This is a genomic window from Streptococcus parasanguinis ATCC 15912, assembly GCF_000164675.2.
GTDB classification, from domain to species: domain Bacteria; phylum Bacillota; class Bacilli; order Lactobacillales; family Streptococcaceae; genus Streptococcus; species Streptococcus parasanguinis.
Genome location: NC_015678.1, coordinates 63,089 through 80,716, shown reverse-complemented (window position 1 = coordinate 80,716; position 17,628 = coordinate 63,089). Strand labels below are relative to the sequence as shown.

Here is a 17,628-nt window from a genome sequence, read left to right as displayed (position 1 = left end):
TCTTACCACCCAAAGATTGATTTGAGGATATTCTCTGCTTCTGGAGCTGAATAGGCGATCAGCAAGATTGTATCATCATCTGCAACAATACTAAAGATATGATCCTTATAAATCTCTCGCAAGCGACGTTTGACTAAAGGAGCCGTACCTGGAACCATGGTGAAATTGACATATTCTCCCATCCGACGATGAGACAAGATATTGCTTTCGATCATCCCGATCCCTTGGTGGTGCTTACGCGGCAATTCATAGACATAGGTCATGTCTTTTAGAGGGCGTTTTACGATGCCCAATTCTTTGATATCCCGTGACACCGTCGCTTGGGTTGCTGAGATGCCTTCTTCTTTCAAATGTTCGACGATCTCTTCTTGCGTCCCCACTTCATGATCGCGAATGAAGCGGCGAATTTTTTCTAATCTAATATTCTTACTCTTCATGTTTAAATTCCTTGTGTGCCAGCTCCACAACAGCCTCCAGCTGCTCTGTAGTTGGCTTTGTTTTCTCTTCTTTTTTTTCTAGATACATCAAAAATTCGATGTTGCCATGGCCTCCTTGGATAGGGGAATAATCTACTCCCATTACCGCAAAGCCATGTGTCCCTGCAAAAGCAGCGACCTTTTCAAGAACGGCTAAATGAATCTTAGGATCCTTAATGATCCCATTTTTCCCGATCTGCTCGCGTCCTGCCTCAAACTGAGGTTTCACCAAGGCCACGACTTGTCCATTTTCTGCCAAAATCCGGTGAAGGGCTGGCAGAATCAAGTCCAAGGAAATAAAGCTGACATCGATACTCGCAAAGCTCGGTGTCGCTTCAAAATCATCTGGCTCGGCATAGCGGAAATTGAACTGCTCCATCGAGACCACCCGAGGATCATTGCGCAATTTCCAGGCCAACTGATTGGTCCCGACATCCACCGAAAAGACCTGGCTGGCTCCGTTTTGCAGCATGACATCTGTAAAGCCACCTGTAGAAGCCCCGATATCAATCGCAATTTTACCCTCTACAGATAAACCAAATTGGTTCAGGGCTTTTTCTAATTTGAGTCCACCGCGGCTGACATACTTGAGCTTTTCACCCTTTAATTTCAACTCGGTCGCTTCATCAATTTTTTCACCCGGTTTATCGAAACGCTCACCATTGATAACGGCAACGACAAGACCTGCCATCACTCCTCTTTTGGCTTGTTCGCGGGTATCAAATAGGCCTTGTTTATAGGCTAATACATCTACTCTTTCCTTAGCCATCTATTCGTAATCCTTCTATTAAGTTCTTGATTGCTTGCGGATCAAAGTCGCAAGCAACTGTAATCTGATCCAACAAGTCTTCGCAAGCATCTAATTCACTTGTCAGCAAAGCTTTCGATTCTTCCAATCCCAACAGGGCTGGATAGGTCGATTTTTCAGCTACTAAGTCCTTTTGAGGAGTCTTGCCCAGAGCTTCAAAATCAGCTACCAAATCCAAAATATCATCCCGTACTTGAAAAGCCAGGCCTAATTTTTTCCCGATTTTTTCTAAGAGCTGACCAATGTCTGCTTGCAACTCTAAAATCAAACCTGCTGCGATGAAAGGATAGGCAAGGAGGCGTCCTGTCTTATTAGCATGGATGGTCTGCAACTCTGCTAGTGTGAGCTGTTTGTGCTCCCCTTCCATGTCAAGGACTTGGCCAGCTACCATTCCACGACTACCGGAAGCATCTGACAATTCAAGAATCAAAGAGACCTTGACCGCATCAGGAAGGGCACTCGCAACTATCATCCCAAAGGGATCGAGAAAAAGCGCATCCCCTGCTAAAATCGCCAGGGCTTCTCCGAATTTCTTATGATTGGTCAATTGCCCCCGACGGTAATCGTCATTGTCCATGGCAGGCAGATCATCGTGAATAAGGCTTCCTGTATGGATCATCTCCAAAGCTCCTGCCACTTGAAAGTGAGCCTCCGTCAATTCCAGTCCGAAGGCCTCTAACAATTCTAGAAGGAGCAATGGGCGCAGGCGTTTTCCACCTGCCTGGATCGAATAAAGGACCGACTCCACTAAATGGGGGGCAACGGCTTTCTCCTCATAAAAAGAGCGAACCGCTTTCTCTACTCTATTTCGTTTTTCTTCTTGTCTCATGCTAGATCCGCTTCAGTACCATCTGCTTGCATGACCTTGACCAAGGTTTTCTCTGCTTGATCCAAGGTATCTTGCAATTCTTTTGACAACTTCATTCCTTTTTGGAATTCTGTAATGGCTTCTTCAAGAGCCACATCTCCACTCTCCAATTTTTGGACGATGGCTTCCAAATCTGCTAAATTTTCTTCAAATTTCTTTTCTTTCGACATGTTTTACCTCTACTTCTAACTGGCCATCTCTCATGATGAGTGATAGCGGGTCCCCTTCTTTTACTTTCGCAACCGAGTCTAGGACCTGATCGTCTTGCTTAACCATGGCATAGCCACGCGCAATAATCCGACTCGTATCGAGCATCAAGAGAGCTTCTGATAAGCCTTGCACCTTGATTTTTTGCTCTTTTAAAACTTGTTCCATTCGGTTGGTTAAGATTCTCTTATCTTGGAGCAGGCGATCTTGGTAGCGCTCAATACGATGCAAAGGAGACGTAGCTTCTAGGCGATGACGCAGACCTTGCAGCTGATTCGCCCCTTGTCCATAAGCATCGCGCATCCCTTGTTTTAATCGTAATTGCAACTGGTCAATCTTTTGCAGGTAGCCATCATAGAGTCTTTCAGGCTGTCTAAAAATAACCGATTGACTTAATTTGGCCAAGCGTTCACGATTATAGGCCAAGCGATTGGACATAGCTGTTGCCATGCGATTTTCCTGCTTTTGTAAATGGGACAAGAGATCCAACTTGGTTACTGGAGTGGCCAATTCAGCAGCGGCTGTCGGAGTAGCGGCTCGACGGTCTGCTACAAAATCGGCTAGAGTCGTATCTGTCTCATGTCCAACACTGGAGATAATCGGAATCCGCGATTCAAAGATGGCTCGCACCACCGCTTCTTCATTAAAGGCCCAGAGGTCTTCAATCGAACCACCCCCACGACCGATAATCAAGACATCCAAATCATCCCGTTGGTTAGCCCTTTGAATATTAGCAACCACCTCACTAGATGCGCCTTCCCCCTGAACCTTGGTCGGGTAGAGCACAATCTCTACACCAGGGAAGCGTCGGCTCACCGTTGTGATAATATCGCGGATCACGGCCCCACTTTGACTGGTGATGACCCCGATCTTTCTTGGAAACTGTGGCAGAGCTTGCTTCCACTGATCCTGAAAGAGACCTTCTTCGGTCAACTTTTTCTTGAGTTGCTCAAATTGGATGGCCAAGGCCCCTACCCCATCTGGCTCAGCCTTTTCAATGACAATGGAATAACTCCCACTTGGTTCATAAAGCTGAATGCGACCGATGACGTTGATCTTCATGCCTTCTTCTAGCTCAAAACCAAAGCTTCGATAAACCCCAGCCCAGACCGTCGCCTGAATAACCGCTTTTTCATCCTTTAATGAAAAATACTGGTGGTTGGGACGTTTTCGGAAATTGGAGACCTGCCCTGTCAGATAAACCCTTTCCAAATAGGGATCCTTATCAAATTTTAATTTCAAATATTTGGTCAAACTTGATACGGATAAATAGTTGGACATAGGAACTCCTTTCTGCAGAATATGATCAAGTTTAATTATACCAAAAAACACCAAAAAAGGCTGGCAGACAAAGCGAAATCATGAATTTCCTTTCTCTACAAGCCTCATTTTATTCAAGTTGCTCTCTATTTGTCTGTTTGACACCAGCATCCTTATTTTTCACACTTCTCTAACCGTTCAATAAAGGAGCTAAGAAGCGCTTGGGGTTCCCCTTCATTTGGATAGGCATAGCTAATATAGAAGACTGTTTTTTCCTCTTCAACCAGCGGAATTTTGACAACATTTGGATATTCTGGAAAGAGAGTCAGATCGGTCATGAGACCAATTCCCAAATTTTCTTCAATGAAACTCAAGACCAAGTTGGAATCGGTCAAGACAACAGTAGACTGGGCCAAATCATCAAAGCGAGCATTCAAGCGTTTAAAAGCCGTCATGTGCACATGATGCTCATCTAACAGAATGAAGGTCTCCTCTAACACCTCTTTAAAAGAAATTTCCTTGCGATCTGCTAGTGGATGATCCTTTGAAACAATCACAAAAAATTCTTTTTTATACAGGAGCTGACTGGTCAAATGCGCGTGCGAAATGGGCTCTAAGCTTCCCAATAGACTAAAATCTAAATCTCCACACACCAATAAACGCATCAAATCCCTGGAACCTAATTGCACCAATTGTGATTGACGAAAAATCTCAAGCTCTTCATCATGCGTCCCAAATTTTTTCATGATATCGCTGGTGATCAATGGCGGTAGTCCAATGCGCAACAGATTCTTTTTACTTCGTTCAACAGCTTTTTCTGTCTTTTCAATTTCGATTAAAACTTCTCGCGCATGATTGGCTAAAACCTTCCCCGGCTGAGTTAGGTGCAAAACACGATTAGAAGACGATTTTTCTACCAACTGACAAGCATAGTGATCCTCCAAACGCTTGATGGCATAGGTCACAGTCGGTTGACTCACTTGAAAATAATGCGCCACATCAGTATAAGACTTTAATTTCGACAGTTGATAAAAATATTCCAAGTCTCGGATATTCATCTCTATCCCTCTATTTCTACAATTTCCATTTCCTTCATTCTAACACAAAATTCTTACTTATAAAATTTTTTTATAAGGACAAGGGAAGTTGACTATAAGAATTACAGAAGACTATAATGGCTTGCGTGAGAAAAAATCTTACAGATAAATTATTTATGAGGAGTATTTCGCAATGAAATCACATGAAATTTTAAACAATCCTTTCTTAAATAAAGGAACTGCTTTCACAATGGAAGAACGTAAAGAACTTGGCCTGATCGGTCTTCTTCCTCCATATGTTCAAACCATCGAAGAACAAGCTGAACAAGCTTACCAACATTTCTTGCGCAAACCATCAGACCTTGAAAAACGTCTTTTCTTGATGGAAATTTTCAATACAAACCGTACTCTTTTCTACTACCTCTTTAACCAACACATCGTTGAGTTCAACCCAATCGTCTATGATCCAGTGATCGCAGACACCATTGAACAATATTCTGAACTCTTTGTAGACCCACAATATGCCGCTTACCTTGATATTAACCACCCAGAAAATATCGAAGAAACGTTGAAAAATGCAGCTGGCGATCGCGATATCCGCTTGATCGTTGCAACTGATGCAGAAGGAATCCTCGGTATTGGTGACTGGGGTGTCCAAGGGGTTGATATCTCTGTCGGGAAACTCATGGTCTACACTGCTGCAGCCGGAATTGATCCAGCTTGCGTTATGCCTCTTGTCATCGATGCTGGTACCAACCGTGAAGAATTGTTAAACAATCCAATGTATCTGGGGAATCGTCATGAACGTGTTCGTGGTGAAAAATACGATGCCTTTATCGATCAATTCGTTCAAACAGCTGGAAAACTTTTCCCTAAATTGTACCTTCACTGGGAAGACTTCGGTCGTTCAAATGCGGCTGATATCTTGAACCGTTACAAGAAAGAAATCCCAACTTTCAACGATGATATTCAAGGAACTGGTATCGTTGTCTTGGGTGGTATCTTTGGAGCAATGGATATCACTGGTGAAAAATTGACAGACCAAGTTTACCTTTGCTATGGTGGTGGTTCTGCTGGTGCTGGTATTGCAGACCGTGTTCACGCTGAAATGGTTGCTGAAGGTCTTTCTCCAGAAGAAGCTTACAAACGTTTCTTCATGATCGATAAACAAGGTCTTTTGTTTGACGATATGGAAGATTTGACACCAGCTCAAAAACCATTTGCTAAAAAACGTTCTGACTTCGAAGGTAAAGGCGATATGACCAATCTTCTTGAAGTGATCAAAACAGTGAAACCAACGATCTTGGTTGGAACTTCTACAAACCCAGGTGCCTTCACTAAAGAAGTGGTTGAAGCCATGTGTGAAAACACTGAACGCCCAGTTATCTTCCCAATTTCTAACCCAACCAAGAAATTGGAAGCAACAGCCCAACAAGTCATCGAATGGTCAGACGGTAAAGCCTTTGTCGCTACCGGTGTCCCTTCAGGAACCATCAGCTACAAAGGTGTGGATTATGAAATCGGTCAAGCCAATAACGCTTTGATCTACCCAGGTCTTGGTCTTGGTATGTTGGCCTCTGAAGCCAAATTGTTGACAGACGAAATGATCGGGGCAGCAGCTCACTCATTGTCAGGTATTGTCAATCCAGGTCAACCAGGTGCGCCAGTCCTTCCACCATTCCAATATGTAGCTGACGTATCTATCAAGGTAGCAGAAGCTGTTGCCAAGAAAGCTCAAGAACAAGGGCTTGCACAAGCTAAAGAAACAGATATGGCCAAAGCTGTACGTGACCTTAAATGGTATCCTAAATACTAATAAGGAGCTGACTGAACAACCATGAAAAAATTGAATGAAATCAACATTTCCGGTGTCAGTCTTCCTCTATATGCATTCATCGTCATCGTTCTCGCGGTGACGATTGCTATGGGGAAACTCCCACTCAATATGCTGGGATTAACCCTCCTTTTGGTCGTCATGGGGCACCTTCTCTACTTTATCGGTGAAAAACTTCCAATCATGAATTCTTACCTAGGTGGGGGATCCGTCTTCACCCTACTAGGAGCTACTCTTCTAGCGACCTTCCATGTTATTCCAGCAAATATTATCACAGCTACCAAAGGCTTTTTGGGAGATTCCTTTGGCTTTCTGGATTTTTATATCGCAGCCTTGATTTGTGGGGCTATTCTAGGGATGAATCGCAATCTCTTGGTAAAAGCTTCCGCTCGCTTTATTCCTGTTTCCTTGGTCACCATGGTCGTTGGTGCTCTCTCTGTTGGGATCGTTGGAAGCCTTTTGGGACAAGGATTTGGATATTCAATTCTCTATGTTTCCTTCCCACAAATGGTCGGAGGAATGGGAGCTGGAATCCTGCCTCTTTCAAAGATCTACGCTGCCAATCTCCACGGAAGCCAAGCAGCTATCTTCTCTCAATTGGCACCCGCTACCACACTTGGTAATATCCTTGCCATCATTGGAGCTGTTTTGATCGTCAAAGTCTTTGCAGACAGTCCTTACAATGGTCACGGTGTCTTGATCCCCGTCAATAAAGATGAATTGAAGAAAGAAAAACTCACCCTTGATCCGACCCAAATCGGAGTTGGAATGATGTTTGCCTTTAGTATTTTTCTTCTCGGGGTCATCTGCAATGCCTTTGTTCCAAAAATCCACAGTTATGCCTTCATGATTATCATCGTCTTTATCCTAAAAGCTTTCAATGCTGTCCCAAAACCTTTGGAAAACTGTGTGGCCATGTTCAACCAAGTCATTATGACCAACCTTACCCATGCAGTCCTAGCTGGGATCGGTCTTTCCTTGATTGACCTTTCAACTCTAGCGAAGGCGATGACCTGGCAATTCATTCTCCTAAGCTTGACATCTGTTCTAGCTATGGGGCTTGCTTCTGCTTTGATCGGAAAACTGGTTGGATTGTATCCAGTCGAGACTGCTATCGGATCTGGTATGATCAATAACTCTATGGGAGGAACCGGAAATATCGCTGTTCTCTCCGCATCCGATCGTATGGAAATGATCGCCTTCGCCCAAATGGCCAACCGACTCAGCGGGGCTATCATCCTCATTCTCGGAGGGCTCCTCGCTTCTGTCCTCTCTTAAATAAGAAAAAGGCAAGTCACAGGACTTGTCTTTTGTTTTAGGAGGTTTTTCCATTCCTATTTTTGATAGGTTTTTACGACCCAATCGACTCCTTCATCTGCCGTGAGAGTATAGACGGGATTTTCAGTCGTTTCATAAAAGGTCATCGAGAGAGTTTTGCCATCCACGAATACTTCGATTGAGTTGGTATCGCGAATGATTGAAAAATGATGATCCTTTTCAGCATCCAACTGAATCCATCTTGATTGAAATGTGGGATTTTCTTTTCCAGTAATGAGGTGTCCAAATTGGTCTCGACTTAAGCTAAAGCGTTTTTGAGAGGCGTCGTAAATCAATTTCAAGACACTATCAGGATCGGTTTTATCGCTATAACTTAGGATAAAGGAGCAACCCGGTTTGGCATCTAGTTCAAACAAGGTTTGTTTCCCTCTAGCTGGGATCGTGATCTGATTGCCCTGAACAATGGTTTCTGACACATGCTCTACAAGAAAGTATTCGTTCACTGACTCAGGTAACTCCTGAACCAATCGTCCGTCTTTCAAGGACAATTTTCTTGGAAGAGTCATACTACCTGCCCACCCATGAGCTAAATCATGACTGGGGATAGACCGGTGCCACATTTGCATCCAGGCAACCATGTATCGTTCGCCATTTGGTCCTTGACAAGTTTGAGGGGCATAGAAATCCAAACCACCATCCAATTCATCATAGGAATCGACATGAAAGCGTCCTGTTTCCCAATTCATGTCACCGATAAAGGCAACCGTCGAATTTAAATTCCAGTATTTTTCTTGCTGCCTTTCCATTTCAATGGGAGACAGGATCAAGACCCATTTGCCATCTAAAGGGAAGAAATCAGGACATTCCCACATAATCCCTTGCCCTTCTTCACCTTCTAAAAGAACTGATGTAAAGGTCCAATCTACTAGATTACTTGATGCAAATAGGAGAATTTGACCTCTGTCATCTGGCGTCTTAGAAGCAACGACAGCGTAATAGTTTCCTTGATATTCAAATACTTTAGGATCACGAAAATCTGCAATATCTGCGATCCCCTCAATATGGTGAGCATAGATCACTGGATTAGTAGGCAACTTTTCAAAGGTAATGCCATCTGTTGACACCGCAAGACACTGGGTCTCTTCCCGCTTTTCCTCATCGTCTACATGACCCGTATAAAGCAAATAGAGCTTGTCATCTTTCACAATAGCACTACCCGAGAAACAACCATCCTTATCATAGCTTTCGCTTGGTGCTAAAGCTACTGGCAGTTCTTCCCAATGGAGAAGATCTTTTGATTTAGCATGCCCCCAATGCATGGGACCCCAAACACTATCATAGGGATAGAATTGGTAAAACAAATGGTATTCCCCACGGAAATAAACAAAGCCATTTGGATCGTTCATCCAGCCGATTGGAGGTAGCAAATGAAATGCTCCTCTATATTGCTGGTTAACCTTCACCCTGTTTTCATCGATATACTGATTTGCTTTCCGAATGCTTTCCTTCATTTTTTTACCTACTCCCTATTTTCAGTGCTGGTAACCTGATCTTTGTCACTCCACTTTTTCATCCATTTGGGGATTTCTTGGCTGATGGTTGTCGGTAGAACCACATAAGCCTCCTTGCTCAAGTCTTCAGCAATGGCTGAATGAAGATAGGTCGCAACCACCACGCGCTCATAGAGACTGACCTGTGGAAATTGACCTGCAAACCCTGCGATCATCCCTGCCAAGGTATCCCCCATGCCACCTGTTGCTTGGTAGGGACCACCAACATCTAGCTGATAGCCCTCTTCTTGCCCACTTGTCCAAATGCGGGTGTGTGGTCCTTTTTCTACAATGACAGTCCCTTTAGGAAAACTTTGAACCGCTTCTCGGCTCTTCTCTTCTGTTTGGCTAGCTAGATCAAGTCCTGACAGTTTTTCCCATTCTTTTTGATGAGGCGTAAAGACCAACTGAGCCTTTGGCAATTCAAACTGAGAAGCTACTAAAAGACTAATAGCTCCTCCATCTAATATCAAGACCTGCTGGCTAGAGACTTGCTCAAAAATCATGTGCAAGATTGCTTGGTTTTCATTAGATTCCTTTAAGCCCGGCCCTACTAAAATCACGCTAGCTTTTTGCACTTGCTCACAAAGGAGTTCATGATCCGCTAGATCAAAGCCCATGGCTTCAGGAAGATGGCTATGAAGGGCCGTCAGATTGTCAGGATCTGTTGCGACAGTGACTAACCCCGCTCCACTGTGAACCGCAGCGATCGCTGCCATAATGATGGCTCCCCCATAGGGATAGGTTCCTCCAATCAGGAGCAGACGACCAAAATCTCCCTTATATGACGTCATTGGGCGCTTCACAATGACGCGCTGGATCTCTTCTTTCTGAACTCTTCTCATACCTTCCTCATTTCTAGCGAAAAAGGAGAAGCCACGACTCCCCCTCCTTCTTTTATTTTCCTCTAAATTCTGCGAAGACTTGCAAGATCTTAGCAGCAACAGCTTGTGGATGATTTTGCTTGGCCACTAATTGATCATCAGCGTAAGGCCGAAGGGATGGAAAATCGCCAATTTGAACTGCATAAATAGCTTTTTCAAAGAGCTCAATATCGTTTTGATCATTACCAAAAGCCACGAAATTTTCTCCACAGAGTTCTTCGACTGTTGTCACTTTATGAGTGTTTGCTGGATTGAGATAGATACATTTTTCATGAGCATGATAACGAATGTGGGCCTTATTGGTCTTTTCAATTCGCTCGATGATCTCATCTACCAATTCCTCATGGGCCCCCATATAGATCACAACCTTAATCGGGTCCGTCAGGTCCTCTAAAGAACGATACTGGGCTTTTTTGAGGGGATCCACATTCGCAATAAAAGGAATTTTTTCCAAAATCTGACCACTATAATCAAAGGTATCGTCCACAAAAAATGGTAGATTGTAATGGCGACAAAAACCAAGGACTTCTCGATAGACATCCTTGTCCAATTGATCCTCATAAACCAGTTGCCCCTGACGATAAGCTAGCCCGCCATTTAAGCCAATCACGAGTTGATGGCTCAGTTGATCCCCTAAAAGGCCTAAGCAATCCCGATAAGAACGTGCAGAAGCAAAGGCGACTTCATGACCAAATTCTTCTGCTCTCAATAAGACCTGTTTAATTTCATCATCGATTGTAACACCATCGAATGACAAGGTTCCATCTAAATCAAAGACAAACTTCATCTCGCTCACACTTTCATTTTTTTAAGGTACGAACAGCTGCTTCGTAGGTCTGCTCCATCAGCATGGTAACGGTCATAGGACCAACCCCTCCTGGTACCGGAGTAATATGACTGGCCAAAGGGGCAACAGAGTCAAAATCGACATCCCCACACAATTTGCCATTCTCATCGCGATTCATCCCGACGTCAATGACGACGGCGCCTTCTTTCACGAAGTCTGCTGTTACAAATTTTGCACGACCGATCGCCACAACCAGGATATCCGCTCTTTTAGCGATTTTAGGCAGATGATGGGTCCGGGAATGGGTCAAGGTTACCGTGGCATTTTTGGCGAGGAGCAACTGCGCCATAGGTTTTCCAACGATATTGGAACGACCAATCACGACTGCACGCTTCCCTTCTAGATCAATCCCATACTCTTTGAACATCTCCATGATCCCAGCAGGCGTCGATGGCACCATAATAGGATTTCCAGCCCATAAACGCCCCATATTCAATGGATGAAAGCCATCCACATCCTTGGTCGGATCAATCGCTAAAAGAACTGCATCCGCATCGATATGCTTAGGCAGTGGCAACTGCACTAAGATTCCATGCCAAAGAGAATCTTGATTGTAGTGTTCGATCACTTCTAATAATTCATCTTGGCTGATATTTTCAGGAAGTTGTCTCACTTCACTGCGAAAGCCTGCCGCAATAGCAGAACGCTCTTTATTTCTTACATAAATCTTGCTGGCTGGATTATCTCCTACCACGATTACAACAAGGCCAGGTACAACCCCTGTCTCTTCTTTTAATCGTACTGTTTTCTCCGCAATCTCACCCTGTAATTTTGTAGCGAGCGCCTTCCCATCAATGATTGTCGTCATGTCAATTCTCTTTCTAGTCAAGTAATGAAAATAGTCCTCTCTATTATAGCAGATTTCAAGTCTCAAACCTAACTGTTCCTATTTAGAATTTCTTATAGACGCAAACTATAGCCAGATGGACAAAAAATGAGCTTGAGACCACCCCAAACTCATCCACTCAGTTGCTTAGTAAAGCAATTCATAAATTTCCATTGCAATTAAATCAATGCTGTCAAAAGTATAGGTTTCACGCGCTTCAACATCACGAAGTGTAAAGGTTGAACCTTCTTCTTCATTGTGGTTGTAGGCTACTTCAGCGACAACAACACCGTCACGTTCAAAATTACGTTTTAAGTTTCCACCGTCTTTTGTCATCGTCTCCAAACGGTTGATAATCCGTACTAAATGTGATTCCATTTTATTTCTCCTCTTTACTTTCTACTCTCCTATTTTATCATAAAAGAGAAAGCTCTTCCAATAAAAATTCACATTTTTCCATTGATTTGCTTTCTTCAGTATTCCTAAGCGACATTTCGTAGCAAATTCTTGCAAACTTCTAGAATACTGATATAATGAAACTATAAATCTTTGACTATTTTTGACCTTTTAAAAATAGGCTCATCTCTTGATGGAAGACCATCAAAAACCTACTGTGAGGTATGTATATGCTTTGTCAAAATTGTAAAATAAATGAATCAACCATCCATTTATATACAAATGTAAATGGACACCAGCAGCAAGTAGACCTCTGTCAAAATTGCTATAAAATTATGAAAACAGACCCAAATAACAGCTTCTTGAAAGGCATGACCCAACGGAGCCAACTGACTGGAGATCCCTTCGAAGATTTCTTCAATAACCTTGGAAACTTCCAAAGTCCACAAGAACCTCAAACACCTCCAACTCAATCTGGAGTCAGTTATGGAGGTGGCGGTTACGGCCAAAACAATAACCGTAGCGGCAGTCAAGACCCACGTCAAGCTCGCCCTCAAAAGCCTAAAGGACTATTAGAAGAATTCGGTATCAATGTCACAGAAATTGCCCGCAAAGGGGATATTGACCCTGTCATCGGCCGTGATGAAGAAATTATCCGTGTCATCGAAATTCTCAACCGTCGAACCAAGAACAATCCGGTTCTGATCGGAGAACCTGGGGTCGGAAAAACTGCCGTTGTGGAAGGCTTGGCCCAAAAAATCGTCGATGGAGACGTTCCTCATAAATTGCAAGGAAAAGAAGTCATCCGCCTAGACGTCGTCAGCCTCGTTCAAGGCACAGGTATTCGTGGTCAATTCGAAGAACGCATGCAAAAATTAATGGATGAAATTCGTCAACGTGAAGATGTGATTCTTTTCATCGACGAAATCCATGAAATTGTTGGCGCAGGATCTGCTGGCGAAGGCAATATGGACGCTGGAAATATCCTCAAACCAGCCTTGGCGCGCGGTGAACTCCAATTGGTCGGTGCTACTACCCTCAATGAATACCGCATCATTGAAAAAGATGCAGCCTTGGAACGTCGGATGCAACCCGTTAAGGTCGATGAGCCAACGGTTGAAGAAACCATCACCATCCTCAAAGGCATCCAGAAAAAATACGAAGACTACCACCACGTCCACTATACAGACGGGGCCATCGAAGCGGCAGCTATTCTTTCAAACCGCTACATCCAAGATCGCTTCCTGCCAGACAAGGCCATTGATTTGTTGGATGAAGCCGGGTCTAAAATGAACCTGACTCTGAACTTTGTGGATCCAAAAGTTATCGACCAGCGCTTGATTGAAGCGGAAAACCTCAAAGCTCAAGCGACCCGCGAAGAAGACTTTGAAAAAGCAGCCTACTTCCGCGACCAAATCGCAAAATATAAGGAAATGCAAGGTCAACATGTCACCGATCAGGAAACCCCTGTCATCAGCGAAAAAACGATTGAACACATCGTTGAACAAAAGACCAATATTCCTGTTGGTGATTTGAAAGAAAAAGAACAATCTCAATTGATCAATCTGGCTTCTGATTTGAAAGCTCATGTGATTGGTCAAGACGATGCAGTAGATAAAATCGCGAAAGCCATTCGACGCAATCGTGTCGGCCTAGGATCTCCTAACCGTCCGATCGGAAGCTTCCTCTTTGTCGGACCAACCGGTGTCGGAAAGACCGAATTGTCTAAACAATTGGCGATCGAGCTCTTTGGCTCTGCAGATAATATGATCCGCTTTGATATGAGCGAATACATGGAAAAACATAGCGTAGCGAAACTAGTCGGAGCTCCTCCGGGCTATGTGGGCTACGATGAAGCTGGACAACTAACGGAAAAGGTACGTCGCAATCCATACTCTCTCGTTTTATTGGATGAAGTGGAAAAAGCCCATCCAGATGTCATGCACATGTTCTTGCAAGTCTTGGATGATGGCCGTTTGACAGATGGTCAAGGCCGTACCGTCAGCTTTAAAGATACCATTATCATCATGACCTCTAATGCTGGAACCGGCAAGGCTGAGGCCAATGTTGGTTTTGGAGCTGCTCGCGAAGGTCGCACCAACTCCGTACTTGGAGAACTCGGGAACTTCTTTAGCCCTGAATTCATGAACCGTTTTGATGGCATCATTGAATTCCAACCTCTATCAAAAGAAAACCTTCTTCAAATCGTTACCCTCATGCTGGATGAAGTCAATCAACGTCTCGCACAAAATGAGATTCATCTGGATGTGACAGAGAAGGTCAAAGAAAAGTTGGTCGATCTGGGATACGATCCAAAAATGGGGGCCCGCCCACTCCGTCGTACCATCCAAGACCATATCGAAGATGCCATTACAGATTATTACCTAGAACATCCAAGTGAAAAACAACTCAAAGCAGTCATGACCAGCAATGGGAATATTAGCATCAAAGCTACTAAAAAAGCAGAAAAGAACACTTCTGAAAAGGAAGACTAAATTTTCTAGTTTTATAAAAAGAACAGGAAGTCTTATTTCCTGTTCTTTTTAATTTTCTTCTTGAATCTGATAACGAAGAATTGTTTTTAATTTATATGGATCTGTTCGATGGAGATTGTTTAGATAAATCTCACGATGAACTTTCGAAATTCTTTTAAGTTTATGGAGTTTGCAAAAACGCTCCATTTCATCAAAAGTCTGATTTTCTGTATCAAAAGGTCCTACATGAAGCATGGCAAGACTGTAGCCTTCTTCTAGTTCTTCAAAACGAATAGCATCATAGAGCTGATTGGGTTTCTTGATTTTAACCTCTTCCAAAGCTTTATCAAACAAGTCACTCGTAACAAAATTAGGTTGACCAATCATAATACTATAAGACAGTTCACTTTTAACTAGTTTCCCTTCATTCTCCTGTTTCCATAAACCTTCTAATGGAAAAACAGTAAAATCCATGTAGTCTTGATCCAGAGGAGACTTTTTATACTTCATCTTTATAGCATATGCTAACGCATATAAGGCACTCACTCGTTGAGAAAAATCTTCTTCATTTGGATCCCCTTTGCCGTCAATTATGATATAGGATTTAGAAGGTACTTGCAGGATAGTGGGCTTATCCTTGATTTGATAGAGAACTTTCTCTATTTTTCTCCATTCATATTTCATTTGACCTATCTCCTTTCTATCTCAATTCTAGCATTAAAACCCTGACATCTTTTGTCAAGGTTTATAAATCTTTTGTATATTTTCTAATCTTGAAATCATTGATCTTCTCAGATGATCCGGTTCAATAATCTCTACCCCATCTAAATAAGACAATAAGTAAGTATAAATACTCTCGTGCTCTGGCAATTGGGTTTTAACATATAAACATCCATCCTCACACTGAAAAATCTCTTCTTCTAAAAAGTCTTCATAAACTCTAAAAGCGAGCTTTTGACTAAACTTCAATGATACTTCCATTAGATTTTCCATCTTAATAGAAGTATCAATAGGTTCAATCACATTTTTTTGGTTAATTGTTTCTTCCAGTAGTTGATAGTCATTAATCCTAGATAATTTAAAAAAACGCCAATCTTCTTTTGAACAACAATAAGCATGAAGATACCAGTCTCTTTTTTTAAATACTAGTTTAAAAGGCTCAACTGTACGAATCGTTTTCTGACCATTTCCACTCAGATAAGTAATCGAAAGTCGTCTTTTATCTAAGATAGCTTGTTTAATTGTATCAAAGAGATCTTTTTGCCCTTTTCGTTTCCTCCAATCTGTTAAGTCGACTTCTAACCAAGATTTAGCTGAAACTTTAAAAATAGATTCCAATTTTGTCAGTAAAAAATCTTGTTTATCTTCTGTCAAAGTCTGGAGACCTTGTAAAGCAGATAAAAGTTTTATTTTTTCCTCCTCTGATACAAGGGTGCGATCAAGAACGAAGTCTTCCATTAAAAAGGTCCCTCCAGCCTTTCCAGGAACAGAATAAAGAGGAATACCTGCTATGCTTAATCTCTCAATATCACGATAAATTGTACGTACTGAGACTTCAAATAATCGAGCAAGTTCAGGAGCGGTTATTCTCCCATTTTCTAAAAGTATGTATAAAATACGAAATAGTCTTGATTCAGCCATAAAATCACCTCCCTTTTATTATATCAATTAAACTAATTTGATAGGAGTGTTTAACTAAACAAATTTATACTTCAGACAAAGTAGCTACTTTTACACAAGTTCGGCAGTTTATTCTTGACAGCTTTCACCTCGTCCATTATGATAATAATAAAGATACTAGATAATGAGGAAAATTCAATGACAAATCCTACATTTGGAGAAAAAAAACAAGATGTGACCTACGTCAATCGCTATGGTGTCTACGCTGTTATTCCCAATAAGGACAAGGATCAGATCATCCTCGTTCAAGCTCCTAATGGAGCCTGGTTCTTACCAGGTGGGGAAATCGAGGCAGGTGAAGATCACTTGCAAGCTCTGAAACGGGAACTGATCGAAGAATTAGGCTTTACTGCTATTTTAGGGCAATACTATGGCCAAGCAGATGAGTATTTCTATTCCAGTCATCGCGACACCTACTACTACAATCCCGCCTATATTTATGAAGTGGTAGGCTATACAGAAGCTCAAAAACCACTGGAAGATTTTAACAATCTTGCTTGGTTTCCTGTAGAAGAAGCTATTGAAAAACTCAAACGTGGCAGTCATAAATGGGGCATTGAACAGTGGAAAAATACCCACAAAAGATAAAGGAATTCTTTCACAAAAAATAAAAAAGTGCTATAATAAATGAAGATAGAGGTTAGGAGGAACTCATATGAAGCTCATTAATACCACAAATAGTCATGCTACACTGGTCAAAAGCCAACTTGCCAGCACTGACGCCTTGCTTGTTGAGGTTTATTCCGCGGGCAATACAGACGTTGTTTTTACACAAGCCCCAACACACTATGAATTGTTGATCAGCAACAAACACCGAGCTATTCGTGAAACTGAAGTAGAAAAAATTCGTGAGTTCTTTTTAAAACGTAAGATTGATCTTCAAATTATTGACCAATCCGCTATTAAAACCCTCTACTCCGATAAACTAATTGAAATTTCCTTTCCAATTACAAAGTAAGGCCAATTTGCCTTACTTTTTTTATTTCCTTGATACATGAATCTATACACCATTCTAGCCATTAAAAAGAGGCTGGGACAAAAGTCCTAGCCTCTCAATTATTTTTGGATTGTCGAGCAAGACGCAGTGGTTGAGTGGGCTCTACTACGCTGATTTCATCAGCTTTTACAGCCCTACTCAACTGTGCGGAGGTGGGACGACGAAATCGAATTCTAACGAATTACCGATTTCTGTCCTACTCTCTT

18 protein-coding genes are annotated in these 17,628 nt (G+C 42.4%); 5 read left to right on the top strand and 13 right to left on the bottom strand.

Features of this window, described 5'->3' with window-relative positions:
- Positions 1 to 2 precede the first annotated feature (2 nt).
- The 6 genes from HMPREF0833_RS00485 to HMPREF0833_RS00460 form a co-directional block, all read right to left on the bottom strand.
- Positions 3 to 437: an arginine repressor gene (locus tag HMPREF0833_RS00485; protein WP_003012247.1), complete on the bottom strand. Its 435-nt coding sequence runs from the start codon at positions 435 to 437 to the stop codon at positions 3 to 5.
- Positions 427 to 1,245, bottom strand: a complete 819-nt coding sequence (locus tag HMPREF0833_RS00480; RefSeq protein WP_013903231.1) for a TlyA family RNA methyltransferase — start codon at positions 1,243 to 1,245, stop codon at positions 427 to 429. The genes HMPREF0833_RS00485 and HMPREF0833_RS00480 overlap by 11 nt, the downstream gene beginning before the upstream one ends.
- Positions 1,238 to 2,113, bottom strand: a complete 876-nt coding sequence (locus HMPREF0833_RS00475; protein ID WP_013903230.1) for a polyprenyl synthetase family protein — start codon at positions 2,111 to 2,113, stop codon at positions 1,238 to 1,240. The genes HMPREF0833_RS00480 and HMPREF0833_RS00475 overlap by 8 nt, the downstream gene beginning before the upstream one ends.
- Positions 2,110 to 2,322: an exodeoxyribonuclease VII small subunit gene (locus tag HMPREF0833_RS00470; RefSeq protein WP_003006013.1), complete on the bottom strand. Its 213-nt coding sequence runs from the start codon at positions 2,320 to 2,322 to the stop codon at positions 2,110 to 2,112. The genes HMPREF0833_RS00475 and HMPREF0833_RS00470 overlap by 4 nt, the downstream gene beginning before the upstream one ends.
- Positions 2,300 to 3,640: an exodeoxyribonuclease VII large subunit gene (gene xseA, locus HMPREF0833_RS00465; protein ID WP_003017588.1), complete on the bottom strand. Its 1,341-nt coding sequence runs from the start codon at positions 3,638 to 3,640 to the stop codon at positions 2,300 to 2,302. The genes HMPREF0833_RS00470 and xseA overlap by 23 nt, the downstream gene beginning before the upstream one ends.
- 152 nt (positions 3,641 to 3,792) lie before the next feature.
- Positions 3,793 to 4,677 carry a LysR family transcriptional regulator gene (locus HMPREF0833_RS00460; protein WP_003017577.1) on the bottom strand — a complete coding sequence of 295 codons (885 nt, stop codon included), beginning with the start codon at positions 4,675 to 4,677 and terminating at the stop codon, positions 3,793 to 3,795.
- Between the two features lie 172 nt (positions 4,678 to 4,849).
- On the opposite strand from HMPREF0833_RS00460, the gene HMPREF0833_RS00455 reads away from it, so the two are divergent.
- Both HMPREF0833_RS00455 and HMPREF0833_RS00450 read left to right on the top strand, forming a co-directional pair.
- Positions 4,850 to 6,472 (top strand): malolactic enzyme, encoded by a 1,623-nt coding sequence (locus HMPREF0833_RS00455; protein WP_003017582.1) that lies wholly within the window; start codon positions 4,850 to 4,852, stop codon positions 6,470 to 6,472.
- A gap of 21 nt (positions 6,473 to 6,493) precedes the next feature.
- Positions 6,494 to 7,768, top strand: coding sequence for a 2-hydroxycarboxylate transporter family protein (locus HMPREF0833_RS00450; protein WP_013903228.1), 1,275 nt, complete (start codon positions 6,494 to 6,496; stop codon positions 7,766 to 7,768).
- Positions 7,769 to 7,824: 56 nt separating this feature from the next.
- On the opposite strand, the gene HMPREF0833_RS00445 is transcribed toward HMPREF0833_RS00450, so the two are convergent.
- The 5 genes from HMPREF0833_RS00445 to HMPREF0833_RS00425 form a co-directional block, all read right to left on the bottom strand.
- Complete coding sequence (locus HMPREF0833_RS00445; RefSeq protein ID WP_013903227.1) at positions 7,825 to 9,279, bottom strand: glycoside hydrolase family 32 protein; 1,455 nt, start codon at positions 9,277 to 9,279, stop codon at positions 7,825 to 7,827.
- Positions 9,280 to 9,287: 8 nt separating this feature from the next.
- Positions 9,288 to 10,163: an NAD(P)H-hydrate dehydratase gene (locus HMPREF0833_RS00440; RefSeq protein ID WP_013903226.1), complete on the bottom strand. Its 876-nt coding sequence runs from the start codon at positions 10,161 to 10,163 to the stop codon at positions 9,288 to 9,290.
- Positions 10,164 to 10,215: 52 nt separating this feature from the next.
- Positions 10,216 to 10,989, bottom strand: coding sequence for an HAD-IIB family hydrolase (locus HMPREF0833_RS00435; protein ID WP_013903225.1), 774 nt, complete (start codon positions 10,987 to 10,989; stop codon positions 10,216 to 10,218).
- Positions 10,990 to 11,002: 13 nt separating this feature from the next.
- Complete coding sequence (locus HMPREF0833_RS00430) at positions 11,003 to 11,857, bottom strand: bifunctional methylenetetrahydrofolate dehydrogenase/methenyltetrahydrofolate cyclohydrolase (protein ID WP_013903224.1); 855 nt, start codon at positions 11,855 to 11,857, stop codon at positions 11,003 to 11,005.
- A 165-nt stretch (positions 11,858 to 12,022) separates the two neighbouring features.
- Entirely contained in the window at positions 12,023 to 12,253 is a 231-nt protein-coding gene (locus HMPREF0833_RS00425; RefSeq protein WP_003005989.1) for a DUF1797 family protein, read from the bottom strand.
- Positions 12,254 to 12,501: 248 nt separating this feature from the next.
- Between HMPREF0833_RS00425 and HMPREF0833_RS00420 the strand changes: the two genes are divergently transcribed.
- Entirely contained in the window at positions 12,502 to 14,766 is a 2,265-nt protein-coding gene (locus HMPREF0833_RS00420; protein WP_041818103.1) for an ATP-dependent Clp protease ATP-binding subunit, read from the top strand.
- Between the two features lie 48 nt (positions 14,767 to 14,814).
- Here HMPREF0833_RS00420 and HMPREF0833_RS00415 read toward each other — a convergent pair whose 3' ends face one another.
- Complete coding sequence (locus tag HMPREF0833_RS00415) at positions 14,815 to 15,429, bottom strand: GyrI-like domain-containing protein (RefSeq protein ID WP_003017581.1); 615 nt, start codon at positions 15,427 to 15,429, stop codon at positions 14,815 to 14,817.
- A 54-nt stretch (positions 15,430 to 15,483) separates the two neighbouring features.
- The gene (locus tag HMPREF0833_RS00410; RefSeq protein WP_003017575.1) at positions 15,484 to 16,386 is read right to left on the bottom strand and encodes a helix-turn-helix transcriptional regulator; all 903 of its coding nucleotides are present in this window, start codon (positions 16,384 to 16,386) and stop codon (positions 15,484 to 15,486) included.
- Positions 16,387 to 16,563: 177 nt separating this feature from the next.
- Between HMPREF0833_RS00410 and HMPREF0833_RS00405 the strand changes: the two genes are divergently transcribed.
- Positions 16,564 to 17,013, top strand: coding sequence for an NUDIX hydrolase (locus HMPREF0833_RS00405; RefSeq protein WP_041818100.1), 450 nt, complete (start codon positions 16,564 to 16,566; stop codon positions 17,011 to 17,013).
- 67 nt (positions 17,014 to 17,080) lie between these two features.
- The gene (locus HMPREF0833_RS00400; RefSeq protein ID WP_013903221.1) at positions 17,081 to 17,383 is read left to right on the top strand and encodes a DUF1827 family protein; all 303 of its coding nucleotides are present in this window, start codon (positions 17,081 to 17,083) and stop codon (positions 17,381 to 17,383) included.
- Positions 17,384 to 17,628 lie beyond the last annotated feature (245 nt).